Annotated in this window: 20 protein-coding genes and 1 pseudogene; 11 read left to right on the top strand and 10 right to left on the bottom strand. The window is 52.6% G+C overall.

Annotated features, from left to right (window positions below; genetic code table 11):
- Positions 1-732: tyrosine-type recombinase/integrase (locus BL249_RS13270; protein ID WP_158234035.1), on the top strand; the 732-nt coding region annotated here is incomplete at its 5' end.
- A 124-nt stretch (positions 733-856) separates the two neighbouring features.
- On the opposite strand, the gene icd is transcribed toward BL249_RS13270, so the two are convergent.
- Complete coding sequence (gene icd / locus BL249_RS13265) at positions 857-2,107, bottom strand: NADP-dependent isocitrate dehydrogenase (protein ID WP_099704642.1); 1,251 nt, start codon at positions 2,105-2,107, stop codon at positions 857-859.
- A 147-nt stretch (positions 2,108-2,254) separates the two neighbouring features.
- On the opposite strand from icd, the gene rluE reads away from it, so the two are divergent.
- From rluE to BL249_RS13225, 8 genes and pseudogenes are all read left to right on the top strand, one after another.
- Complete coding sequence (rluE, locus tag BL249_RS13260; protein ID WP_099704641.1) at positions 2,255-2,857, top strand: 23S rRNA pseudouridine(2457) synthase RluE; 603 nt, start codon at positions 2,255-2,257, stop codon at positions 2,855-2,857.
- Between the two features lie 71 nt (positions 2,858-2,928).
- Positions 2,929-3,381 (top strand): annotated as a pseudogene (locus BL249_RS13255) (NUDIX domain-containing protein).
- 85 nt (positions 3,382-3,466) lie between these two features.
- Positions 3,467-4,576, top strand: a complete 1,110-nt coding sequence (mnmA, locus tag BL249_RS13250) for a tRNA 2-thiouridine(34) synthase MnmA (protein WP_099704640.1) — start codon at positions 3,467-3,469, stop codon at positions 4,574-4,576.
- A gap of 35 nt (positions 4,577-4,611) precedes the next feature.
- Positions 4,612-5,259, top strand: coding sequence for a high frequency lysogenization protein HflD (gene hflD / locus BL249_RS13245; protein WP_099704639.1), 648 nt, complete (start codon positions 4,612-4,614; stop codon positions 5,257-5,259).
- Positions 5,260-5,282: 23 nt separating this feature from the next.
- The gene (gene purB / locus BL249_RS13240) at positions 5,283-6,653 is read left to right on the top strand and encodes an adenylosuccinate lyase (protein ID WP_099704638.1); all 1,371 of its coding nucleotides are present in this window, start codon (positions 5,283-5,285) and stop codon (positions 6,651-6,653) included.
- 130 nt (positions 6,654-6,783) lie between these two features.
- The gene (gene phoP, locus BL249_RS13235; RefSeq protein WP_099704637.1) at positions 6,784-7,458 is read left to right on the top strand and encodes a two-component system response regulator PhoP; all 675 of its coding nucleotides are present in this window, start codon (positions 6,784-6,786) and stop codon (positions 7,456-7,458) included.
- The gene (gene phoQ, locus BL249_RS13230) at positions 7,458-8,918 is read left to right on the top strand and encodes a two-component system sensor histidine kinase PhoQ (protein ID WP_099704636.1); all 1,461 of its coding nucleotides are present in this window, start codon (positions 7,458-7,460) and stop codon (positions 8,916-8,918) included. Before phoP ends, phoQ begins: the two co-directional genes overlap by 1 nt.
- A 54-nt stretch (positions 8,919-8,972) precedes the next feature.
- Complete coding sequence (locus BL249_RS13225; RefSeq protein ID WP_099704635.1) at positions 8,973-10,097, top strand: ribosomal protein uL16 3-hydroxylase; 1,125 nt, start codon at positions 8,973-8,975, stop codon at positions 10,095-10,097.
- A 57-nt stretch (positions 10,098-10,154) separates the two neighbouring features.
- Here BL249_RS13225 and pepT read toward each other — a convergent pair whose 3' ends face one another.
- The 5 genes from pepT to lolC form a co-directional block, all read right to left on the bottom strand.
- Positions 10,155-11,390, bottom strand: coding sequence for a peptidase T (gene pepT / locus BL249_RS13220; RefSeq protein WP_099704634.1), 1,236 nt, complete (start codon positions 11,388-11,390; stop codon positions 10,155-10,157).
- Between the two features lie 128 nt (positions 11,391-11,518).
- Positions 11,519-12,367: a Sir2 family NAD+-dependent deacetylase gene (gene cobB, locus BL249_RS13215; RefSeq protein ID WP_099704633.1), complete on the bottom strand. Its 849-nt coding sequence runs from the start codon at positions 12,365-12,367 to the stop codon at positions 11,519-11,521.
- Between the two features lie 72 nt (positions 12,368-12,439).
- Positions 12,440-13,684: a lipoprotein-releasing ABC transporter permease subunit LolE gene (lolE, locus tag BL249_RS13210; RefSeq protein WP_099704632.1), complete on the bottom strand. Its 1,245-nt coding sequence runs from the start codon at positions 13,682-13,684 to the stop codon at positions 12,440-12,442.
- A complete protein-coding gene (gene lolD / locus BL249_RS13205) occupies positions 13,684-14,388 on the bottom strand; it encodes a lipoprotein-releasing ABC transporter ATP-binding protein LolD (RefSeq protein ID WP_099704631.1) in 705 nt (234 codons plus the stop codon). The genes lolE and lolD overlap by 1 nt, the downstream gene beginning before the upstream one ends.
- Positions 14,381-15,580 carry a lipoprotein-releasing ABC transporter permease subunit LolC gene (gene lolC, locus BL249_RS13200; RefSeq protein WP_099704630.1) on the bottom strand — a complete coding sequence of 400 codons (1,200 nt, stop codon included), beginning with the start codon at positions 15,578-15,580 and terminating at the stop codon, positions 14,381-14,383. Before lolC ends, lolD begins: the two co-directional genes overlap by 8 nt.
- Before the next feature lie 258 nt (positions 15,581-15,838).
- Between lolC and BL249_RS13195 the strand changes: the two genes are divergently transcribed.
- Both BL249_RS13195 and mfd read left to right on the top strand, forming a co-directional pair.
- Positions 15,839-16,030 (top strand): hypothetical protein, encoded by a 192-nt coding sequence (locus tag BL249_RS13195; RefSeq protein WP_099704629.1) that lies wholly within the window; start codon positions 15,839-15,841, stop codon positions 16,028-16,030.
- A gap of 146 nt (positions 16,031-16,176) precedes the next feature.
- Entirely contained in the window at positions 16,177-19,620 is a 3,444-nt protein-coding gene (gene mfd, locus BL249_RS13190; RefSeq protein ID WP_099704628.1) for a transcription-repair coupling factor, read from the top strand.
- A 58-nt stretch (positions 19,621-19,678) separates the two neighbouring features.
- On the opposite strand, the gene BL249_RS13185 is transcribed toward mfd, so the two are convergent.
- The 4 genes from BL249_RS13185 to nagZ form a co-directional block, all read right to left on the bottom strand.
- Positions 19,679-20,218 carry a glycine zipper 2TM domain-containing protein gene (locus BL249_RS13185; protein WP_099704627.1) on the bottom strand — a complete coding sequence of 180 codons (540 nt, stop codon included), beginning with the start codon at positions 20,216-20,218 and terminating at the stop codon, positions 19,679-19,681.
- A 285-nt stretch (positions 20,219-20,503) separates the two neighbouring features.
- The gene (locus tag BL249_RS13180; protein WP_099704626.1) at positions 20,504-21,808 is read right to left on the bottom strand and encodes an NAD(P)/FAD-dependent oxidoreductase; all 1,305 of its coding nucleotides are present in this window, start codon (positions 21,806-21,808) and stop codon (positions 20,504-20,506) included.
- Positions 21,809-22,074: 266 nt separating this feature from the next.
- Positions 22,075-22,617 (bottom strand): alpha/beta hydrolase YcfP, encoded by a 543-nt coding sequence (ycfP, locus tag BL249_RS13175; RefSeq protein ID WP_099704625.1) that lies wholly within the window; start codon positions 22,615-22,617, stop codon positions 22,075-22,077.
- Between the two features lie 39 nt (positions 22,618-22,656).
- Positions 22,657-23,670 (bottom strand): beta-N-acetylhexosaminidase, encoded by a 1,014-nt coding sequence (gene nagZ / locus BL249_RS13170; RefSeq protein ID WP_199073482.1) that lies wholly within the window; start codon positions 23,668-23,670, stop codon positions 22,657-22,659.
- Positions 23,671-23,675 lie beyond the last annotated feature (5 nt).

Below are 23,675 nucleotides of genomic sequence, written 5' to 3'. Positions count from 1 at the left end.
ACTCGTGATATTGCGGACATTTTGGATGATTACAAAAAACAGGGGCACTCCAGAATGGCTCAGGTAGTCAGAACAACGCTAATTGATGTTTTCAAAGAAGCCCAACATGCTGGTGAAGTCCCGCCAGGTTACAACCCGGCTGAAGCAACAAAGAATCCACATAACCGTGTAAGTCGTGAACGTTTAATTTTAGATGAATTCAATACCATGCTGAACGTAACACCACCACAGTTCGCATATATGAAAAATGCAATGTTGCTGGCCCTCGTTACCGCACAGCGAGAGGGAGACATCAGTAAAATGCAGTTTTCTGACGTATGGGACGGCCATTTGCACGTTGAACAGATTAAAACGGGGGCCAGGGTAGCGATACCTCTATCTCTTCGCTGTGATGCCATTGGCATGACTCTGGAGCAGGTGATTACTCAATGTCGGGATCATATCGTTAGCCCTTATCTTGTCCACTTCATACACAATACAGCAATGGCCAGGCGAGGTGGAATTGTCAAACCCAACACGATCAGCACCAGTTTTAAAAAAATTCGCGAGCTATCTGGATTGTCCTGGGACAAAGGTTCGCCCCCTACTTTTCACGAAATTAGATCACTATCGGAGCGAATATACAGGGAGCAAAAAATCAACACTAAGGATTTGTTAGGGCATAAAAGCCAGCGCCAAACTGACCGTTACAACGATGACAGAGGTAAAGAATGGAGGGTTGTCGGAGCATGAAATACGGTCATTTTTCATACCGTTTTGCAGAAGAGTTTTGCAGAGGTTTTGCAGAAGAATTTTTCAGGTCGGAAAAAGTACGGGGACATCTCGCCCCCGTTAACATTCGCTACAATGGAGTAACTTACATGTGCTTAACGATAGCATCGCCAAATTCTGAGCATTTCAGTAACTTAGCACCTTCCATCAGACGTTCAAAATCGTAGGTTACGGTTTTTGCGGCAATCGCCCCTTCCATTCCCTTAACAATCAGATCGGCGGCTTCGAACCAGCCCATATGACGCAACATCATTTCAGCGGAAAGAATAACCGAGCCTGGATTGACTTTGTCCTGTCCGGCATATTTTGGCGCTGTACCGTGTGTTGCTTCAAACAGCGCGCACTCGTCACCGATATTGGCCCCTGGCGCAATGCCAATTCCCCCCACCTGCGCCGCCAGCGCATCGGAGATGTAGTCACCGTTAAGGTTCATACAGGCAATCACATCATATTCTGCCGGGCGCAACAGGATCTGCTGCAGGAAGGCGTCCGCAATCACATCTTTGACAATAATGTCTTTGCCGGTTTTTGGATTTTTAATTTTTACCCATGGACCGCCATCAAGCAATTCACCGCCAAACTCGTCACGCGCCAGCTGGTAACCCCAGTCCTTAAACGCGCCTTCGGTGAACTTCATGATATTGCCTTTATGTACCAGGGTCACAGAGTCACGGTCATTAGTAATCGCATAGTCAATCGCTGCACGCACCAGACGTTTTGTGCCTTGTTCAGAGCAAGGTTTAATACCGATACCACACTGCTGAGGAAAACGGATTTTTTTCACGCCCATTTCTTCACGCAGGAATTTAATCACTTTATCCGCGTCAGGCGTACCGGCTTTCCATTCGATTCCGGCATAAATATCTTCTGAGTTTTCACGGAAAATAACCATGTCGGTATCTTCAGGACGTTTTACCGGGCTTGGTGTACCTTTATAATATCGTACCGGACGCAGACAGACGTACAGATCCAGTTCCTGACGCAGGGCAACGTTAAGAGAGCGAATCCCGCCACCCACCGGGGTAGTCAAAGGACCTTTAATCGCAACGCGGTATTCTTTAATCAAATCGAGGGTTTCTTGCGGCAGCCAGACATCCTGACCATACAGTTCAACGGATTTTTCGCCGGTATAAATTTCCATCCAGGAAATTTTACGCTCGCCGTTATAAGCTTTCTGTACGGCAGCATCAACCACCTTGATCATTACCGGAGAAACGTCAACACCAATCCCATCACCTTCAATAAAAGGGATAATTGGATTATTTGGAACGTTGAGTTTGCCCTGATTGAGCGTGATTTTTTTGCCTTCTGCCGGAACAACTACTTTGCTTTCCATTAACCTCTCCTTCGAGCGCTCTTTTGTTAATGATTTGTAAGATGCGCGACAATACTACTTGAATATTACCGTCGCGCCAATCTTCTCACCGCAGGTTATAATGCGCCTGTTATTCATCACTGCATAGTTCGGCGAAAAGCTCACATTATGAATCCGCATCCTAAACGTTTTAGCCGTAAGGCAACAACACCCCACCAGAAGCCTCAGGCACCACGGCGGGTAGTCCTGTTTAATAAGCCATACGACGTTCTGCCACAGTTTAGCGACCCACAAGGGCGCGCCACGCTGAAAGATTATATTACGATTAAAGATATCTATGCCGCCGGACGCCTGGATCGTGACAGTGAAGGGCTGATGGTACTGACAAATGATGGCGTATTACAGGCGAGGCTGACGCAGCCTGGTAAGCAAACCGGTAAAGTCTATTATGTTCAGGTTGAAGGTCAGCCGGCTGATACGGTTCTGCAACCGTTACGTGATGGCGTTATGCTGAAAGATGGCCTCACGCTGCCAGCGCGGGTGGAGCAGGTCAGCGAGCCGGCATGGTTATGGCCGCGCCAGCCGCCGATTCGAGAAAGAAAAACCGTCCCCACCAGCTGGCTGAAAATCACCCTGTATGAAGGACGCAATCGACAGGTCCGACGCATGACCGCGCATATCGGTTACCCTACCCTGCGACTGATTCGCTATGCCATAGGCGATTATACTCTCGGCCAGCTGGCCTGCGGTGAGTGGCAGGAATTACCCTGAGCCCCTTTAGTCCAGCCGGCGACTCTGTTACTGTCAGAAGTTGATTCTGCCTGCTGCCGGAGGACTGTGTTATGTTTAAACCCCATGTGACCGTTGCAACCGTGGTTCAGGCTGAGAATTATTTTCTGGTGGTGGAAGAACGGGTTCGTGGCCGCGTAACCTAGAATCAGCCAGCGGGACACCTTGAAGCAAACGAAACCCTGTTGCAGGCCGCAGAACGTGAATTGTATGAAGAAACCGGCATCGAAGCTGTTCCGCAGTCATTTTTACACCTCCATCAGTGGATCGCGCCTGACAATACGCCGTTTCTGCGCTTTTTATTCGCCCTTGATCTGCCGCAGCGTATTGAGCCACACCCAAACGATCGCGATATTGACCGGGGCTGGTGGCTGCCTGCCGAAGATATTTTCAATGCCGGTAAAAAACTGCGATCACCGCTGGTGGCAGAAAGCCTGCATCTTTATCAACAAGGTGCACGCTACCCGCTGACCATGCTCAGCGCCTTTCAGTGGCCTTTTAACTAAGATGCGCTGACCGTCGACGCATGATAGACTATGCCGCCGGTTTTTTTTGCGGTTACCAGCCCGCCCCTAATCTTGAGTACTACCCATGTCAGACAGCCAGAAAAAAGTGATCGTCGGAATGTCCGGCGGCGTTGATTCTTCCGTTTCCGCCTGGTTACTGCTTCAGCAGGGCTACCGGGTGGAAGGCTTGTTTATGAAAAACTGGGAAGAAGATGACGGCGAAGAGTATTGCACATCAGCCGACGATCTGGCCGATGCACAGGCGGTATGCAATAAGCTGAACATTCCGCTACATACTATCAATTTTGCGGCAGAATACTGGGATAACGTTTTTGAGCATTTTCTTGCCGAATATCAAGCAGGTCGCACGCCGAATCCGGACATTCTGTGCAACAAAGAGATCAAATTCAAAGCCTTTCTTGACTATGCAGCCGAAGACCTCGGCGCGGATTATATTGCGACCGGCCACTATGTCAGACGCACTGACGACCCAGACCGATGCCAGCTGCTGCGCGGTCGTGATGCCAATAAAGATCAGAGTTACTTCCTGTATACGCTGAGCCATCAGCAACTGGCCCGCAGTCTGTTTCCTATTGGCGAAATGGAAAAACCGGCGGTACGCCAGCTGGCCGAAGCACAGCAGCTGGTTACCGCAAAGAAAAAAGATTCAACCGGGATTTGTTTTATCGGTGAGCGCAAATTTCGCGACTTCCTGGGCCGCTATTTGCCGGCACAACCGGGGACGATTGTCACCGTCGACGGCGATGAAGTCGGCGAGCATCAGGGATTAATGTATCATACCCTCGGCCAACGCAAAGGACTCGGTATTGGCGGCCTGAAAGACGCCGGCGAGGAACCCTGGTATGTGGTGGATAAAAATCTTGCCACAAACCAGCTGATTGTTGCCCAGGGCAGCGACCATCCACGGCTAATGTCAGTCGGCCTGATTGCCGGGCAGCTGGACTGGGTCAGCCGCGAAGCGCTGACAACACCGCTACGCTGCACGGTAAAAACCCGTTATCGTCAGACAGATATTCCCTGCCAGGTAACGCCGCTGGCAGAGGATCGGCTTGACGTACGCTTCAACGCGCCGGTTGCCGCCGTCACCCCTGGCCAGTCGGCCGTCTTTTACCTGGATGAGGTTTGTCTTGGCGGCGGTATTATTGAGCAACGCTTGCCACTGGCAAACACCTGATACCGTACACCGGCTGCGAGGGGAGCACGCGCGACATGGCAAAAAATGATTATGACATTACCCTGGCGCTGGCCGGAATTTGCCAGTCCGCACATCTGGTGGTGCAACTGGCACATCAGGGCCAGTGTGATGAGCAGGCTCTGCGCGTTTCGCTGGGCAGCCTGCTGGAGCGCAATCCTTCATCCACTCTGGCCGTATTTGGTCACGATGAAGCCAATCTGCGCCCCGGACTGGAAACGCTCATGGCGGTATTTCACAGCCACAGTCGCCAGGGACTGGGAGCGGAACTGACGCGCTACAGTCTGAGTCTGATGATGCTGGAACGTAAGCTAAGTAAAAACACCGCTGCGCTGGATACGCTGGGGCAGCGAATTATTCAGCTGGATCGCCAGCTGGCACATTATGATCTGATGTCACCGACACTGCTTAGCGCCATGGCCAGTATCTACGTTGATGTCATCAGCCCGCTGGGGCCGCGTATTCAGGTCACCGGGTCGGCAACCGTACTGCAAAACCCACAGTTACAAAACAAAGTACGGGCAGCACTGCTAGCCGGTATGCGTGCTGCAGTACTCTGGCACCAGGTTGGTGGCGGTCGGCTGCAACTGATGTTTTCACGTGCCCGCCTGACCGGCGAGGCAAAAAAAGTGTTAGACCGATTAACGTCGCATTCTACTCATTGATAACCGATCCAGGAGTCACACCCATGGAATTATCCTCTCTGACCGCCATATCCCCTGTTGATGGCCGTTACGGCGATAAAGTCAGTCCGCTGCGCGCAATTTTTAGCGAGTTTGGTTTGCTAAAATTTCGCGTTGAGGTGGAAGTTCGCTGGTTACAGAAACTGGCAGCCTGTGCAGAAATCAAGGAAGTTCCGGCTTTTGAACGTGACGCAAACGCTTTCCTTGATCAGATTGTCGCCACGTTCTCTCCCGAGGATGCCGCCAGAATTAAAACCATTGAGCGCACCACTAACCATGACGTTAAAGCGGTGGAATATTTTCTCAAAGAGAAAGTGGCAGCGGTTCCGGCACTGCATGCCGTGTCAGAATTTATTCATTTTGCCTGCACATCAGAAGATATTAACAATCTTTCGCACGCGCTGATGCTGGAAACCGCACGGCGTGAAGTGCTGCTCCCCTGCTGGAATCAGATTATAACGGCGGTAAAAAAACTGGCGGCAGAATACCGGGACATCCCGCTGTTATGTCGCACTCATGGCCAGCCGGCAACGCCTTCCACCATGGGCAAAGAGATGGCCAACGTGGCTTATCGCTTTGAACGACAGCTGCGTCAGCTGGAACGGATAGAAATTCTCGGCAAAATTAACGGCGCGGTAGGCAACTATAATGCCCATCTGGCAGCCTATCCGGAAGTAGACTGGCATCAGCTCAGCGCGGCTTTCGTCACTTCACTGGGCATCGGCTGGAATCCCTATACCACCCAGATTGAACCCCATGATTATATTGCCGAACTGTTTGACTGTGTGGCCCGTTTCAATACTATCCTGATTGATTTTGATCGCGATATCTGGGGTTACATCGCGCTGAATCACTTTAAACAAAAAACCATTGCCGGGGAAATCGGTTCCTCGACAATGCCCCATAAAGTCAACCCGATTGATTTTGAAAATTCAGAAGGTAATCTCGGACTGGCCAACGCCATGATGCAGCATCTGGCCAGTAAATTACCGATCTCACGCTGGCAGCGTGACCTGACCGATTCGACGGTTTTACGCAATCTTGGTGTGGGTATTGGCTATGCGTTAATCGCCTATCAGGCGACGCTGAAGGGCATTGCTAAACTGGAAGTGAATCGCGAACGCCTGCTGGCAGAGCTGGACAGTAACTGGGAAGTGCTGGCCGAACCGGTTCAAACCGTTATGCGCCGCTACGGCATTGAAAAACCTTATGAGAAACTTAAAGAGCTGACCCGTGGTAAGCGGGTGGATGCGGCGGGTATGCGGGCATTTATCGACAGTCTGCCGCTACCGGAGCAGGAAAAAGAACGCCTCAGGCAGTTGACGCCGGCAAATTATCTGGGCCGGGCCAGTCAGATGGTAGACGATCTGTTATAGCTTACGATGTATCCCCCCGTTTACGGGGGTGTTAACTCTCCGTTGACGTTAACCTGCAGTTTATCCCCCGACATTTACAATTATTCGGTTATTATATGTTTGAGTAAGTCATAAATATAAGGAACAGACTATGCGTGTTCTGGTTGTGGAAGATAATGCTCTGCTGCGTCATCATCTTGCCGTGCAGCTGCGTGAGTTAGGTCATCAGGTCGATGCAGCGGAAGATGCGCGAGAGGCCGATTACTTTCTGCAGGAACATATTCCAGATATTGCGCTGGTTGATCTTGGCTTGCCGGATGAAGATGGCATGAGTCTGATCCGCCGCTGGCGCAACGATGGTATTAAACAACCGATACTGGTTCTGACCGCGCGTGATGGCTGGCAGGCCAAAGTTGAAGCCCTGGAAGCCGGGGCTGATGACTACGTGACCAAGCCTTTCCATATTGAAGAAGTTTCTGCCCGTCTGCAGGCGCTGATGCGACGCAATAGTGGTCTGGCTTCACAGGTGATAACCCTGGCGCCTTTTCAGGTTGACCTGTCTCGCCGTGAGCTGACGATTAACGAGCATCCGATTAAACTAACTGCGTTCGAATATACCATTATCGAAACGTTAATTCGTAACGCCGGAAAAGTGGTCAGCAAAGACTCGCTGATGTTACAGCTTTATCCGGATGCGGAACTGCGTGAAAGCCACACTATTGATGTACTGATGGGACGTCTGCGTAAAAAAATGCTGGCTGAATATCCGGCGGATGTCATTACCACCGTCAGGGGTCAGGGTTATCGTTTCGATCTTCCTGTCTGATGAGCTGGTTTACGGGTGCCCGGCCCTTTTCATTAAGGGCTCGCTTCCTGCTGGCTACGGCGGTAATCGTGCTGGTTTTATCGCTGGCGTATGGCATGGTAGCGGTAGTGGGTTATGTCGTCAGTTTTGACAAAAATGGCTACCGCTCCATGCGCGGCGAAAGCAACCTGCTTTACAGCCTGGCGCAGTGGCACGATGGCAAACTGACGATTGCCCATCCGCAAGGATTCAGTATCAATCTGCCAACGCTGACCTTTATTTTTGACGATAAGGGCCAGCTGCTCTGGCAGCAGCGTAACATCCCCGATATTCTGAAAAAAATTCGCCCGGAATGGCTGAGGAAGTCCGATTTTTATGAGATGGACACCTCCAATCAGACCAGTCGCGAAGCGCTGGGAAATAACCCGGATGGCCAGAATCAGATCACGGCTTATGACGACAACGGTAACGATAGCTTTACCCACTCAGTGGCCGTCAACCGCTATCGCGCCAGCGCTCATTTGCCGGCGTTAACGATTGTCGTCATCGACACAATGCCACAGGAATTACAGCATTCCGACGTAGTCTGGTCCTGGTTTAGCTATGTGCTGCTGTTTAACCTGCTGCTGGTTGTGCCTTTGCTGTGGCTGGCAGCCAACTGGAGTTTGCGGCCGATCGGCGTGCTGGCAAGTCAGGTGCGCGAACTGGAAACCGGCCAGCGCGACATTCTCGATCCGCATCCGCCACGCGAACTGCGGAGTCTGGTACGCAACCTCAATCTGCTGCTGGAAAATGAACGCAAACGCTATACCCGTTATCGTACTACGCTGGCAGACCTGACGCACAGCCTGAAAACACCGCTGGCGGTGCTGCAAAGTACTCTGCGGTCGCTACGCGGCGGTAAAACCCTGACGATTGAACAAGCCGAACCGGTAATGCTTGAGCAAATCAGCCGCATCTCCCATCAGATAGGCTATTACCTTAATCGTGCCACTATGCAAGCAGATCACAGCGTACTGAAACGCGAATTACATTCAGTGCCGGCGCTGCTTGATGGCCTCTGTTCTGCGCTGAATAAAGTTTATCAACGCAAAGGCGTTGATCTGACGCTGGACATTTCTCCGGAAATGATCTTTATCGGTGAACAGAATGATTTTATGGAAGTCATGGGTAACGTACTGGATAACGCCTGCAAATACTGCCTTGAATTTGTCGAGGTCAGCGCCCGCCAGGACGGTGATACCCTCTGTCTGATTGTTGATGATGACGGCCCCGGTATTCCGGAAAACGAACGTGATATTATTTTCCAGCGCGGACAACGGGTTGATACCCTGCGCCCCGGCCAGGGCATCGGGCTGGCGGTGGCCCGTGAGATCCTCGAACAATACCAGGGTGATATACAAATCAGTGACGCACCGCTTGGCGGCGCACGCATGGAAGTATTATTTCATCATCAGGAAATCACCGATAACAATGGGTGAGCAGCGGGTCGGACTGTTATAATTGCTGTCATTTACTGCCTTCAGGATGACAACATGGACTATCAGCTCGATCTCAACTGGCCTGACTTTATTCAGCGCTACTGGCAAAAACGTCCGGTAGTATTAAAACGCGGCTTTAAAAATTTTGTCGACCCACTCTCACCAGATGAACTGGCAGGACTGGCAATGGAAGCCGAAGTCGACAGCCGGCTGGTTAGTCATCAGCAAGGCAAATGGCAGGTGAGCCACGGGCCTTTTACCCATTATGATCATCTTGGTGAAACAAACTGGTCGCTGCTGGTCCAGGCGGTGGATCACTGGCATGAACCCGCTGCGATGCTGATGCGTCCTTTCCGCATGCTCCCGGACTGGCGTATTGATGATTTAATGATTTCATTTTCGGTACCTGGCGGTGGTGTCGGGCCGCATCTTGATCAGTACGATGTGTTTATTATTCAGGGTACCGGCCGCCGGCGCTGGCGTGTCGGGGAGAAAATTCCGCTACGCCAGCACTGCCCGCATCCCGACCTGCTGCAAGTTGAACCTTTTGATGCCATCATCGATGAAGAAATGGAGCCTGGCGATATCCTCTACATCCCGCCAGGTTTTCCCCATGAAGGCTATTCACTGGAAAATGCCCTTAACTACTCGGTCGGATTTCGTGCCCCCAGCGGCCGCGAGCTGATCAGTAGCTTTGCCGATTACATTCTGCAACATGAACTGGGCGGCGAGCGTTATAGCGACCCGCAGCTGGTCCCGCGCAGCCAGCCGGCCGATATTCTGCCAACGGAACTGGAGGCTGTGCAGCAAAAAATGCTGGCGCTGATTCAGCAGCCGGCAAGTTTTCAGCAGTGGTTCGGCGAATTTATATCGCAGTCACGTCATGAACTGGATATTGCCCCACCAGCCCCCCCTTACCAGCCGGATGAAGTGTACGACGCTCTGGCTGCCGGTGACAGCCTGACCCGACTCGACGGGCTGAGAGTGCTGAACCTGGCCGGCAATGTTTATGTCAATGGTGAACGTCTGCGTTGTGATTCTGAGGCGGGTCTGCAGGTGCTGGCACAGCACCTGACGTTAGATAAAGTCAATCTCGGCAATGCGCTGGACGACCCTTCTTTTCTGGCACAGCTTACCGCGCTGGTCAATGGCGGCTACTGGTTTTTCAGTACGCAATAACAGTTAACCCGCCGCGGGCCTGGTTTTAGCGCCGGCCCGCTAGCGGCAGCAATCGGCTTAGTGAGGTCGCACGCCTTCCGCTGTCAGCTGCGCAATACGTATTATCACCTCAACCGACTTTTGCATAATATCCAGGGAAGCAAACTCGTGCTTACCGTGATAATTGAAGCCGCCGGTAAACAAATTCGGGCAGGGTAACCCTTTATAAGAGAGTGCCGCGCCGTCAGTGCCACCGCGAATTGGCTTGACCAGCGGCTCGACACCGCAATCGCGCATTGCCTGCAGCGCCAGCTCAATGATATGCGGATGTGCTGCAACTTTTTCACGCATATTGTAATAGCTGTCGCTGATGGTCAGCTCAATGCCACAGCCATTATCCAGCCTCCGGTTAATATCATCAGCGATGGCCAGCATTTTCGCTTTACGGTCGGCAAAGGTCGCAGGCTGATGATCGCGAATGATATAATGCATTTCTGCCGATTCTACCGTCCCTTTAATACTATGCAGGTGATAAAACCCCTCGTAACCCTCGGTGTGTTCTGGCCGCTCCTGTTGCGGTATCGCCGCCTGAAAACGCATTGCCAGATCCAGCGCATTGACCATGACGTTTTTCGCCGTACCGGGATGAACATTATTGCCGGTGATTTTCACTAACACTGAAGCAGCATTGAAGTTTTCATACTCGAATTCACCCAGACCTCCGCCGTCAACGGTATAGGCCCAATCGGCGCCAAACAGATCAACGTCAAAAAAGTGCGCTCCGCGACCAATCTCTTCATCCGGAGTAAAAGCAATATGAATATCACCGTGGGGTTGATTACCGTGCTTCAGCCTGGTGATAGCGGTCATAATTTCCGCCACGCCGGCTTTATCATCAGCACCAAGCAAGGTTTTACCGTTGGTGGTAATCAGCGTGTGACCAATCAGCTGATGTAACACCGGAAAACGTACCGGTGACAAAATCTCATCACCCATTCCCAGCGCAATATCACCACCACGATAGTTTTCAATCAGCTGCGGCTGTACATGTCTGGCAGTGAAATCCGGCGAAGTATCAACATGGGCAATAAAACCAATTGCTGGTACTGGCCAGTCGACATTGCCCGGGAGGGTCGCCATCACGATGCCATGTTCACTCAGACTAATGTTAACCAGCCCCAGTTCCTGCAGCTCGGTTTTCAGTAGCTCAGCCATTTGCCACTGACCTTCACTACTGGGTACCTGCTTTGCCTGGGGCCGCGACTGCGAATCAATAGCCACATAATTCAGGAATCGATCAAGTAATGATGTCATAAGCCCCCCCTTGAGAATTCGGTTTATTATTACTAACCCTTCATGAGGAAATGTTGCGGCAGGTTAAACATAAGTACAATTTAATTTTTACTGTTTCAGCACGTCACGCTACAGACCAACCTCAACGGCTAGCGACTGAGATTAACGCGTCCGGTCTGTTGCAGAAATGACGCCACCCAGGCCGGCACCACATCACTGGCCGGACCATATATTTTTTCATCAAACTCGCTATTCACCAGGCTTGGTTCCAGATTAAGTTCAATGGTATGGGCGCCCTGCAGTTTTGCTTCATGAACAAATCCTGCTGCCGGGTATACGTGACCCGAGGTGCCAATTGCCAGAAAATAATCTGCGGCGGCAATAGCCTGGTAAATCTCATCCATTTGTAAAGGCATTTCGCCAAACCACACCACGTGCGGGCGCAGCGGCGCCGGAAACTGACAACAATGGCAGCGATCGTTTTCGCCAACATCACCGGTCCAGTGCAAAATCTGACCGCTGTGACTGCAGCGTACCTTCAGCAATTCACCGTGCATATGAATAACATTGGTATTGCCAGCTCGTTCATGCAGATTATCAATATTCTGCGTCACCACCAGCAGGTTATCACCGAGAACGGTTTCCAGTCTCGCCAGCGCCAGATGAGCCGGATTAGGTAAAATATCCGCTTGCTGCAACTGTTGGCGACGGGCATTGTAGAAAGCCTGCACCAGGGCAGGATTACGAACAAATCCTTCCGGGGTCGCCACATCCTCCACCCGGTGATCTTCCCATAAGCCGTCGGATGAACGAAAAGTACGAATACCGGACTCCGCAGAGATCCCGGCGCCGGTCAGCACCACCACGCGCGGTAACGGATAACGAGCGATTTCAAGATTACGGTCGCGTTCAAAAATTCGCTGCCTGAAGCGTTGATGCATCAGACGGCGGCTCTTTTTATATCGAGCCAGTCGCAGGCGCCGGCGGGAAATGCGCATAAAAATTCCTCTGCTTCCTGAAATCAGCTCAGGGGGAATTATCCCACCTGAGCACACGAAATTACCGCTCCATTACTGACCGCTGAGCACCCGTGCCGGATCAATCCGACTGGCACGCCGCGCTGGATACCAGCTGGCTATCAGGCTCAGCAACAGCGAAGTAATCAGTACAATAATCACATCCTGCCAGTGCAATTCGGAGGGTAAAAAATCAATAAAATAGATATCACCTGACAGGAAATGGTAACCCGTAAGCGCTTCAATACCACGCATGATGGGCGTCAGATTAAGCGCCGCCAGCACGCCGACAATCACCCCACTCAGGCTTCCCACCAGTCCGGCCAGCAGGCCGTACCAGACAAATATCGCGCGAATCAACCCATCTTTTGCCCCAAGGGTACGTAATACCGCAATATCGCTACTTTTATCTTTCACCGCCATCACCAGGGTCGAGACGATATTAAAACAGGCCACGCCAATCACCAGCACCATTGCCAGATACATAATGGCACGAATCATCTGTATATCGCGGTACATATAGCCATAGGTGCCCATCCAGCTGCGAATATACACATAAGCGCGGGTCGCCTCACCGGCGGCACGTACCAGTTTGTTAGCGCTAAACGGATCGGCAGCTTTAATTGCAATTCCGGTCACGCTATTTCCCATATCCAGATATTTCTGCGCATCGCTGAGTGGCACCAGCGCCAGGCTATGGTCCAGCATACCGCTCAGTTGCAGAATACCGCTGACCTGCAGACGCACGCGCTTTGGTTGTAATAATTTGTGCGCCGGATCGCTGTTGGGGATCATCACCGAAATCCAGTCCCCCGCTTTAACCTGCAGGTTTTCGGCCACACCATGCCCGAGGATAATTTGTTGTTTACCGGCAGCAAAATCTTGCCAGGCATGGTTTTGTACATAATGAGGTAACGCGCTCAGCTGCATTTCCTGCTGCGGATCGACCCCTTTTACCTGGATGGCCTGTAATTTCGCCCCGCTTTCAATCAACCCGGTGAAGTTGATATAGGGAGCCGCTGCTGCCACGCCGGACACCTGCCTCACCAGTGGCAGCATCTGCTGCCAGCCGGCAAAAGGCTGGTTAACCGGCTCAATTTCGCCTTGTGGCACCACGGCCAGGATGCGGTTATTCAGCTCGCGTTCAAAGCCGTTCATCGCACTCAGACCAATAATCAGTACCGCCACACCAAGAGCAATCCCCACGGTAGAGATAACCGAAATCAGCGAAACCATACCACCACGTCGCCGACCGCGACTGAATCGTAATCCGAGCAGAAAAGAGAGAGAACCGGCCATTACAGCATATCCGCCAGCGTCACGTCGGCACTCAGCTGACCATCACGCATCTCCATCTGACGCGGCAGACGTTTTGCCAGATGTAAATCATGGGTCACCACCAGAAAAGCAGTGCCTTGCTGGGCATTAAGTTCGCCAAGCAAATCAAAAACGGCGTCAGCATTACGCGCGTCAAGATTACCGGTAGGCTCATCCGCCAGCACCAGCCGCGGATTGTTCACCAGCGCCCGGGCAATCGCGACCCGCTGACGTTCACCACCAGATAACTCTGATGGCCGGTGAGCCGCGCGCTGCGCCAGACCAACTGCACGCAGCATTTCCAGCGCCTTTTCCTGCGCGTCTGCCGGATTCTTTTTACCGATTAGCAGCGGCATGGCCACATTTTCCAGCGCGCTGAAATCCGGCAGCAGATGATGAAACTGATAAATAAACCCCAGCGCACTGTTGCGTAAATCAGCGCGCGCGGCCTGAGAGAGCTGACTCAGCGCTTTGCCATTAAAAATAACCTCACCGGAGGTGGGCGTGTCCAGTCCACCAAGGAGATGCATCAGGGTACTTTTACCCGAACCGGAACTCCCCACCACCGCCATCATCTGCCCGCTAACGAGTTCAAACGACACATCGCGCAAAACATCCGTCTGTACGCTGCCCTCCTGATAGCGTTTGCACAGTTTGTCACACTGCAACAGTAATGCATCACTCATAACGTAAAGCCTCAGCGGGTTGAACGGCGGCAGCGCGCCAGGAAGGATAAAGCGTAGCAAGAAGCGCAACCAGTATTGCAGTCAGCAAAATAGTGATGACCTGCGACAGGGAAATCGCAACCGGCAACGCGGCACCGTCAAGAAACAGACCAATCATTGGCATCAGATGATTAAGCTGACTGGCGAGCAGCACGCCCAGCAGCGTGCCCAGCAACGAACCGACAATGCCAGCACTGGCACCCTGAACCATAAACACCGCCACTATCTGACGGCGGGTCAGTCCCTGAGTTTGCAAAATTGCCACTTCGCCCTGCTTTTCCATAATCAGCAGTCCAAGAGAGGTAATAATATTGAACGCCGCCACGGCAACTATCAGGCTTAACAGCAGGCCCATCATATTCTTTTCCATCCGCACCGCCTGGAACAGCTCACCTTTACGTTCGCGCCAGTCTTTCCACACTAACCCTGGTGGCAGAGTCTGATGACTAAGACGGTCAACATCCAGCGGATTATCCAGCCACAGCCGCCAGCCGGTAATATTGCCGGCAGGATAACGCATCAGTCGCGAGGCATCCTGCTGGTTAACCAGAATCTGGTAGCTGTCAACATCACTGTTAGCCGCATAAGTACCGCTGACGGTAAACAAACGCTGACTGGGAATACGGCCCATTGGCGTAAACTGGCTGGCCGAAGGCACCATCAGACGCAGCCGATCGCCGCGCCTGACTCCCAGCTGGCCAGCCAGCTGCTCACCAAGAATTACGTGATACTGACCAGGCTGAAGCGTTTGCGCGTTGCCGTTAACCAGCCAGTGCAGCAACGGTTCTTTTTCATCCGGGTTGATGCCGATCATCACGCCCACACCCACGCTGGCGGCACTTTGTAAAACCACATCCCCGGTGGTCAACGCGGTGAGGTCGCTGACCCCTTTAAGCTTCAGTTCACTGACCGGATGCTGTGTCGGATTGATCGACCCCTGCGGGCTGGTAATCAGCGCCTGGGGCATCAGGCTCAGGGTGCTTTTTTCCAGCGACTGTTCAAAACCGTTCATGACGGATAAAACCGTGACCAGAGCCATTACGCCAAGCGTAATACCGATCGCAGAGAGCCAGGAAACGAACCGGCCGAAGCGGTCGGAAGCACGTCCACGCATGTAGCGCAGACCGATAAATAACGCAACAGGTTGATACATGAGATCCGTCTTTGTGGCGCTCAACGCGAGAAAGTAACCCCGCATCATAAAGTACCGGTGACCGATATGGAACCTCTGCGCCGCCCGCTTAATCACTTTGTTTTGTCAACAGATGCAACCTTAATCGCCGCGGCGAAACCATAACAGGTAAAAACCGCACGTATTGATGCATGATTAACACACGTTAATCTGGGGCAGTCGTAAACTCTGTCTATTGGCCTGCCGGCATTAGCCACGGCTGAATCAGGAGAGACAATCATGGTCAAATATCCGAAAGGCAGCCGGGTTAAACACCAGACCGGCGACATCACCGGGGTGGTGGTAAACGTCTTTGAACAGGATAATCAGCATTGTGGTTACTACGTCAAATGGGATGATGGCAGCCACAGCTATCATGCCGAGCAGGAGCTAACGCAGGCTGATAACAATCGCACCCGCTGGTCACAATAATCCGCTATCCGCTGGCGCACCGTTCCTGTGCTGACCGGACTGGACCGCCGGACGTAAGTTGCGTAAACTGCCGCCGGTATGCTTTTTGCCTGATCTGAAAAGGTTTGTACCGCTCTCCATCCAGAGAAAAGATCGTCTGACTAACTATGCCACAAAAAAATCGTTACTCCCTGCCGGTAAACGCTGGCGATACCCGCTTTCTCGGGCAGCTGACCGGCTCCGCCAGCGCGGTTGAATGCGCAGAAATACTTGCCAGCCATAACGGACCGGCACTGCTGATTACCCCGGATATGCAAAGCGCGCTCAGACTTCAGGACGAAGTCAGCCAGTTCAGCCGGCAGCCGGTGTTCAGCCTGCCAGACTGGGAAACGTTGCCTTTCGACAGTTTTTCACCCCATCAGGAAATTATTTCGTCACGCCTGGCCACCCTTTATCAGCTGCCTGCGCTCAAACAAGGCCTGCTGGTGCTGCCGGTTAACACGCTGATGCAGCGCGTTTGCCCGCACAGTTACCTGCACGGCCATGCGCTGGTAATGAAAAAAGGTCAGGCCCTCTCACGTGACAGGCTGCGCAACCAGTTAGACCAGGCGGGTTACCGGCATGTTGATCAGGTAATGGAACACGGCGAATACGCAACCCGTGGCGCCCTGCTCGACCTGTTTCCCATGGGCAGTGAACAACCCTACCGGATTGACTTTTTTGATGATGAAATCGACAGCCTGCGTTTGTTTGACGTTGACAGTCAGCGCACGCTGGAAGAAGTGCCGGCAATTAATCTGCTGCCGGCCCATGAATTTCCCACGGATAAAAACGCCATTGAGCTATTTCGCAGCCGCTGGCGTGAGCATTTTGATGTCAGGCGCGATGCTGAACACGTTTACCAACAGGTCAGCAAAGGCACGCTGCCTGCCGGAATAGAATACTGGCAACCGTTATTTTTTGAACAAGCGCTCCCCGATCTGTTCAGCTATCTGCCCGCCAATACCTTACTGATTAGCTATGGCGATCTTGAAAGCAGCGCAACTCGCTTCTGGCAGGATGTCACCCATCGCTACGACAGCCGCCGGGTTGACCCGATGCGTCCATTGCTATCCCCTGAACAGCTGTGGCTCAAAATCGATCAGCTGTTCGCGGGTTTAAAAAAATGGCCGCGAATTCAGCTCAGTCAGGAAACGCTGGCGGCACGCAGCGGCGCTATTAATCTGCCTTATCAGCCGCTGCCTCTGCTGGCGGTCGAACCACAGGCGAAAGCGCCGCTGGATGCATTACGCCAGTTTTGCGAACAGTTTGATGGTGCAGTGATTTTCTCGGTGGAATCAGAAGGGCGGCGTGAGACGCTGCAGGAACTGCTGGCACGCATCAAACTGCGCCCGCAGGTGGTGAACAATATTGACGATGCCGGGCAGCACGGTTACTGGCTGATGCTTGGCGCCAGCGAACAGGGTTTTATTGATACTGACCGGCAGCGCGCCCTGATCTGTGAAAGCGATCTGCTCGGTGAGCGGGTCAACCACCGCCGTCAGGACAACCGACGCACGATTAATCCTGACGTGCTGATACGTAATCTGGCAGAACTGCACCCCGGGCAGCCGGTCGTCCACCTTGAGCATGGCGTCGGACGTTATAACGGCCTGACGACCCTTGAAACCGGCGGGGTAAAAGCAGAATATCTGATGCTGTCCTATGCCGGTGATGCCCGACTTTACGTCCCGGTCTCTTCACTGCATCTGATCAGTCGTTATGCCGGTGGGGCTCAGGAAAATGCGCCACTGCATAAACTGGGCAGCGATAGCTGGCAGCGCGCCCGCCAGAAAGCGGCTGAGAAAGTACGCGACGTGGCGGCAGAGCTGCTGGATATTTATGCCCAGCGTGCCGCCAAACCCGGCTATGCTTTCCACCATGACAAGCAGCAGTATCAGCTGTTTTGCCAGGGTTTCCCGTTTGAAACCACCGCCGATCAGGCGCAGACTATCAACGCAGTACTGAGCGACATGTGCCAGCCGCTGGCAATGGACCGCCTGGTGTGTGGCGATGTTGGCTTTGGTAAAACCGAAGTCGCAATGCGCGCCGCGTTTCTGGCAGTAGAAAACAATAAACAGGTTGCGGTACTGGTTCCCACCACCCTGCTGGCCCAGCAGCACTATGAGAATTTCCGCGATCGCTTCGCTAACTGGCCGGTACGCATTGAAGTGCTGTCACGCTTTCGCAGCGTCAAAGAGCAAAATCAGGTTTTACAGGCCGCGGCGGAAGGTAAGGTCGATATTCTGATCGGTACCCATAAGCTTTTGCAAAGCGATATCAGCTGGCACGATCTCGGCCTGCTGATCGTCGATGAGGAACACCGATTCGGGGTTCGTCATAAAGAGCGAATCAAAGCCATGCGCGCGGATGTTGACATCCTGACGCTGACTGCCACCCCAATCCCGCGTACCCTGAATATGGCCATGAGCGGTATTCGCGATCTGTCAATTATCGCCACGCCGCCGGCTCGCCGGCTGGCGGTAAAAACCTTCGTGCGAGAATATGATTCGCTGGTAGTACGCGAAGCTATCCTGCGCGAAATATTGCGCGGCGGCCAGGTCTACTATTTGTACAATGACGTGGAAAATATCGACAAAGCGGCACATCGCCTGGCCGATCTGGTGCCGGAAGCCCGCGTTGCGGTCGGCCACGGCCAGATGCGTGAGCGCGATCTTGAACGCGTAATGAACGATTTCCACCACCAGCGTTTTAACGTGCTGGTATGCACCACCATTATTGAAACTGGCATAGATATTCCTACCGCCAATACCATTATTATCGAACGTGCCGATCACTTTGGTCTGGCCCAGCTCCACCAGCTGCGCGGCCGGGTCGGCCGTTCTCATCACCAGGCTTACGCATGGCTGCTGACACCGCATCCTAAAGCCATGACCGCCGATGCCCACAAACGCCTTGAAGCCATAGCCAGTCTTGAAGATCTGGGCGCGGGCTTTGCGCTGGCAACCCATGATCTGGAAATTCGGGGCGCCGGAGAACTGCTGGGAGAAGATCAAAGCGGGCAGATGGAAAGCATAGGCTTTTCGCTGTACATGGAGCTGCTGGAAAATGCTGTTGATGCACTGAAAGCCGGCCGTGAACCGTCACTGGAAGATCTGACCAGCAATCAGACCGAAGTGGAACTGCGCATGCCGGCGCTGTTACCGGACGACTATGTGCCCGATGTTAACACCCGGCTGTCACTGTATAAACGCATTGCCAGCGCGGCAACCGCAGCTGAACTCAATGAAATGAAAGTGGAGCTGATCGACCGTTTTGGCAAGCTACCCGACGCCGCCCGTAATCTGCTGGATTGCGCCGCGCTGCGCCTGAGCGCGCAGCGGATAGGCATCCGGCGTATTGAGGCCAGTGATAAAGGAGGTTACATTGAGTTTTCACCGCAAAACCATGTTGATCCAAACTGGCTGATTGGCCTGCTGCAAAAGCAGCCCACTCAATGGAAGCTCGATGGCCCGACCCGGCTTAAATTTATCCGCGACCTGAAAGAGCGCAGGATACGAATGGAATGGTTACAAAACTTGCTTGAACAGATGCCATTGCTGGCGAAATAAGCCAAAAAAGCCGCCGGTGTCAGCGGCGGCCCGGACTGTGCGGGGTTTTTGTCTGGTATTACGCCCGTTGATCAATCACCAGCTGTCCATTGCTGTCAATCGGGATACGCGCGCCGGGATCTTTATCCATGCGGATTTTGCCCTGTTCGTTACCAATTTTATAGGTTACATCGTAGCCCAACGTTTTATCCTGTTTATCATAAACTGTCTTACAGCGCTGTTCATGGGTGGTGTAGGTATCACTGTTTTGCATGTATCCCTGAACCTGATTACCGGCATAACCACCGCCAAGCGCACCGGCAACGGTGGCAATATCGCGTCCACGTCCTCCACCAATCTGGTGACCCAGTACCCCGCCGGCAACGGCTCCCAGCACTGAACCGGCAATGCGGTTTTCATCACGCACCGGACGACGGTGTGTCAGGGTGACATTACGACATTCCTGACGCGGATTTTTAATGGTCTCTTTAATCGGCGTGGCCGAGAGCACCTGAGCATACTGCGGACTGCGGTCGAACACATTCATGCCTGCGACAGCCGCAACGCCCAGCGCCGCTGCGACACCGATCCCTATTCCGGTCAACATTGACTTATTCACAGGGAACCTCCTGAAAAAACAGTTACCGCGCATAGCTACCTTCCGGATTCTGTGATCCTGGTGTTGGCTACCCGGCGTGCGCGACGCGCCGTTGTATTTAACAAAATTTTGAAATAAATCATTCACAGCAGCCATAAGAAAAAGGGAAGAAATAGCGGTTAAGCGATCATAAAGGCAGGTTTTCAGAGGACTCTTACTATAAGTAACACTGTCACTTTATTAACTAATAATCTGATTCTTAAGTTTAAAAAAAGTGACCGCGTCACAAGCGGTCACTGCTGGCGATCAGTGCAATTTTAACCGTGGTCGGATAACCCGATTCAGGCTGCCGACCAGCATCATCAATGCGGTTTTAAAATAGCCGTGCAGCGCAATCTGATGCATACGATAAAGTGAGATATAAACGAAACGGGCAATACGTCCTTCGATCATCATCGAGCCGCGGGTAAGGTTTCCCATCAGGCTACCGACGGTACTGAACCGTGAAAGTGACACCAGCGAACCGTGGTCTTTATACACATAGGCTTTCATGTTCGCCCCTTTCATCCCGGCCAGAATATTGCTCAGTACGCAGGACGCCATCTGGTGGGCTGATTGCGCACGCGGCGGAACAAATTTGCCGTCAGGCAGCTGACAGGATGCGCAGTCACCGATGGCAAAAATAGCCGGGTCACGACTGGTTTGCAGCGTGGGAGTCACCACCAGCTGATTGATACGGTTGGTTTCCAGTCCGCCTATTTCTTTCATGAAATCAGGCACCTTGATACCAGCAGCCCACACCATCAGGTCCGCTTCAATAAATTCACCGCCCCGGGTGTGCATACCGCTGGCATCGGCACTGGTGACCATCGTTTCTGTTAACACCCGCACACCCAGCCGGGTCAGTTCCTGATGGGCGGCCGCAGAAATACGCGGCGGCAGCGCTGGAAGAATGCGTTCACCGGCTTCTACCAGCGTCACGTTAAGCGCCCGGTTATCCAGTCCCTTATAGCCATAGCTGTGCAGTTCTTTAACCGCATTGTATAACTCCGCCGACAGTTCCACACCGGTAGCACCGCCGCCAACAATGGCAATATTGACTTTTTCGCGCTCACCGTTGCTGGCGGAAAATTTCAGGAATAAATTGAGCATCTCATTGTGGAAACGATGTGCCTGCTGGGGATTGTCGAGAAAAATACAGTGTTCTTTGATTCCAGGCGTGGCGAAATCATTTGAAGCGCTGCCCAGGGCCATCACCAGCGTATCGTAAGGCAGCGTGCGGGCCGGCACCAGCAGCGCCCCCTGCTCATCACGGATCTCTGCCAGTTGTAAGGATTTATTCTCACGGTCAATGCCGGTAAAGGTACCGAGTTGAAACAAAAAGTGATGATTGCGCGCGTGAGCCAGGTAACTAATGGCATCCAGCCCCTCATCCAGCGAGCCGGTGGCCACCTCATGCAGTAATGGTTTCCACAGGTGACAGTGGTTACGATCAACCAGGGTAATTTCGGCCTTTTTCTTTCTGCCTAATTTATCGCCAAGCTGCGTTGCCAGTTCCAGACCGCCGGCGCCGCCGCCGATAATTACTATTTTTTTCATGGCTGTAGTCAAACGACCCCCTTGAAATGTAAACCAATAGTTAAGTTAAGGTTATAAATATCCTTACTAAACATAGGGTTGGCGACATAAAATCGCGAGCTGGCAGGAGAATAACACGCAGAATAGACAACAGATAGAAATATTGATGCAGGTCAAACTTTATTAACCACAACTCAGATTAATACCTGCTTTTGTGATGCTAATCACGTCATCGGCAGATGCCCACAGCGGCACGTCCTGACGGACGTACCTGAAAAAAGAAGCGTTATCAGTGGGCATCAGCCGAGAGTTTTAAACGCCCGGATACGCTGAAGATGTGGCGAGATATTTTTGAATTTGTGTCCGGAAGTTTCATCCCAGATAATTTCATAAAAAGGGTGCAGTTCAGCAGCACTGCGATGACTGTCGAGCACCTCGTCGTTGCGGGACAATACCACCAGACAGCGATCGCGATTTTTTTCACGAAAATTACTGACGCATTTAGTGGCAATGTGCTGATACTCTTCCGGCCGGTCGATTTTACCGGTCATGTTTTCCACCGGCCATAAGTTAGGATTAAAAATAACCTGGCGAATATCACACAGAAAACCAATTCGCTCCGCCCAGTAGCCACCAAGACCGACCCCGCAAATCAGCGGCCTGTCATCGACATTTAACTGCAGCATTTTGTCGGTTTCTTTCAGCAAATGCTGCATATCATGCTTAGGATGCCGGGTGCTGTAACTCAGCAAACGCACATCAGGGTCGATAAACTGCAGTTGTAATACTTTTTCGTGGTTGCCGGGACTGTTGGCATCAAAACCATGCAGATAGATAATCATTGCCTTCCTCCAGTGCGAGCCAGCCCGGCAGTATCAGCGTTACCGGGCTGCTTTATACGCTAGCCAGCGCTGCTGCAAATCGCTCAGGGTTGCGCTGGCATTTTTCCAGCGGCTGCTTTCCTGCAACTGCTGACGGTTATGCCGGGCCTGATGATATAACCTATCAATGCGCGCTGCCTTAATCTGGGGCAAGTTATCCAGCACGCTGATCGTGCCCTGACGGTTATTACACACCAGAATCATGTCACAGCCGGCACGCAGGGACGCCGCCGCCCGTTCGGGATAGCTGCCCATCACAGCCGCCCCTTCCATGGAAAGGTCGTCAGAAAAAATAACGCCGTCAAAGCCCAGCTGCTGGCGTAAAACCTGCTGTAACCAGTACGGCGATCCGCTTGCTGGATGCGGATCAATATCGCTATAAATCACGTGAGCCGGCATAATTGCATCCAGCCGCCCCTCGTTAATCAGCTGTTCAAAGATAGCCATATCATGGCTAAAAATTTCCTCCCGCGGGCGATCATCCCGCGGAGTCTCTTTATGGGAGTCGGCAATCACCGCACCGTGACCAGGAAAATGTTTGCCGGTACATTTCATGCCGGCGCTGTGCATACCCTCAATGAATGATCGCGCTATCTGCAGGGCAATCGCCGGATTATCATGAAACGAACGGTCGCCAATTGCCTTACTGATGTGGCCGATATCCAGCACCGGCGCAAAACTGATATCGATATCCAGCGCGGTCATTTCGGCGGCCATCAGCCAGCCAGCTTCCTGAGCCAGCTGGCGCGCCTGCGTCAGAGGATTGAGCGCAGCGAATGATTGCATGGCAGGCAACAAGGTAAAACCGTCACGAAAACGCTGTACCCGTCCGCCTTCCTGATCGACGGCAATCACCAGACGCTGCTGCGATGCCTGACGAATTTGCGCTATCAGCGCCTGCAACTGCGCCGGGTCATGATAATTGCGGGCAAACAGTATCAGGCCACCTACCAGCGGGTGTTGCAGCATTTCACGCTCTTCATTATCCAGTTCAAAACCGGAGACATCTAACATTACCG

Source organism: Erwinia sp. OLFS4 (assembly GCF_002752165.1).
Lineage (GTDB): Bacteria > Pseudomonadota > Gammaproteobacteria > Enterobacterales > Enterobacteriaceae > Izhakiella.
This window is presented reverse-complemented; position numbering and strand designations above follow the sequence as displayed.

Excerpts from the sequence above, each read along its gene's own strand:
- icd (WP_099704642.1), bottom strand. The coding sequence starts at position 2,107 with ATGGAAAGCAAAGTAGTTGTTCCGGCAGAAGGCAAAAAAATCACGCTC.
- rluE (WP_099704641.1), top strand. The coding sequence starts at position 2,255 with ATGAATCCGCATCCTAAACGTTTTAGCCGTAAGGCAACAACACCCCAC.
- mnmA (WP_099704640.1), top strand. The coding sequence starts at position 3,467 with ATGTCAGACAGCCAGAAAAAAGTGATCGTCGGAATGTCCGGCGGCGTT.
- hflD (WP_099704639.1), top strand. The coding sequence starts at position 4,612 with ATGGCAAAAAATGATTATGACATTACCCTGGCGCTGGCCGGAATTTGC.
- purB (WP_099704638.1), top strand. The coding sequence starts at position 5,283 with ATGGAATTATCCTCTCTGACCGCCATATCCCCTGTTGATGGCCGTTAC.
- phoP (WP_099704637.1), top strand. The coding sequence starts at position 6,784 with ATGCGTGTTCTGGTTGTGGAAGATAATGCTCTGCTGCGTCATCATCTT.
- phoQ (WP_099704636.1), top strand. The coding sequence starts at position 7,458 with ATGAGCTGGTTTACGGGTGCCCGGCCCTTTTCATTAAGGGCTCGCTTC.
- BL249_RS13225 (WP_099704635.1), top strand. The coding sequence starts at position 8,973 with ATGGACTATCAGCTCGATCTCAACTGGCCTGACTTTATTCAGCGCTAC.
- pepT (WP_099704634.1), bottom strand. The coding sequence starts at position 11,390 with ATGACATCATTACTTGATCGATTCCTGAATTATGTGGCTATTGATTCG.
- cobB (WP_099704633.1), bottom strand. The coding sequence starts at position 12,367 with ATGCGCATTTCCCGCCGGCGCCTGCGACTGGCTCGATATAAAAAGAGC.
- lolE (WP_099704632.1), bottom strand. The coding sequence starts at position 13,684 with ATGGCCGGTTCTCTCTCTTTTCTGCTCGGATTACGATTCAGTCGCGGT.
- lolD (WP_099704631.1), bottom strand. The coding sequence starts at position 14,388 with ATGAGTGATGCATTACTGTTGCAGTGTGACAAACTGTGCAAACGCTAT.
- lolC (WP_099704630.1), bottom strand. The coding sequence starts at position 15,580 with ATGTATCAACCTGTTGCGTTATTTATCGGTCTGCGCTACATGCGTGGA.
- BL249_RS13195 (WP_099704629.1), top strand. The coding sequence starts at position 15,839 with ATGGTCAAATATCCGAAAGGCAGCCGGGTTAAACACCAGACCGGCGAC.
- mfd (WP_099704628.1), top strand. The coding sequence starts at position 16,177 with ATGCCACAAAAAAATCGTTACTCCCTGCCGGTAAACGCTGGCGATACC.
- ycfP (WP_099704625.1), bottom strand. The coding sequence starts at position 22,617 with ATGATTATCTATCTGCATGGTTTTGATGCCAACAGTCCCGGCAACCAC.
- nagZ (WP_199073482.1), bottom strand. The coding sequence starts at position 23,670 with ATGTTAGATGTCTCCGGTTTTGAACTGGATAATGAAGAGCGTGAAATG.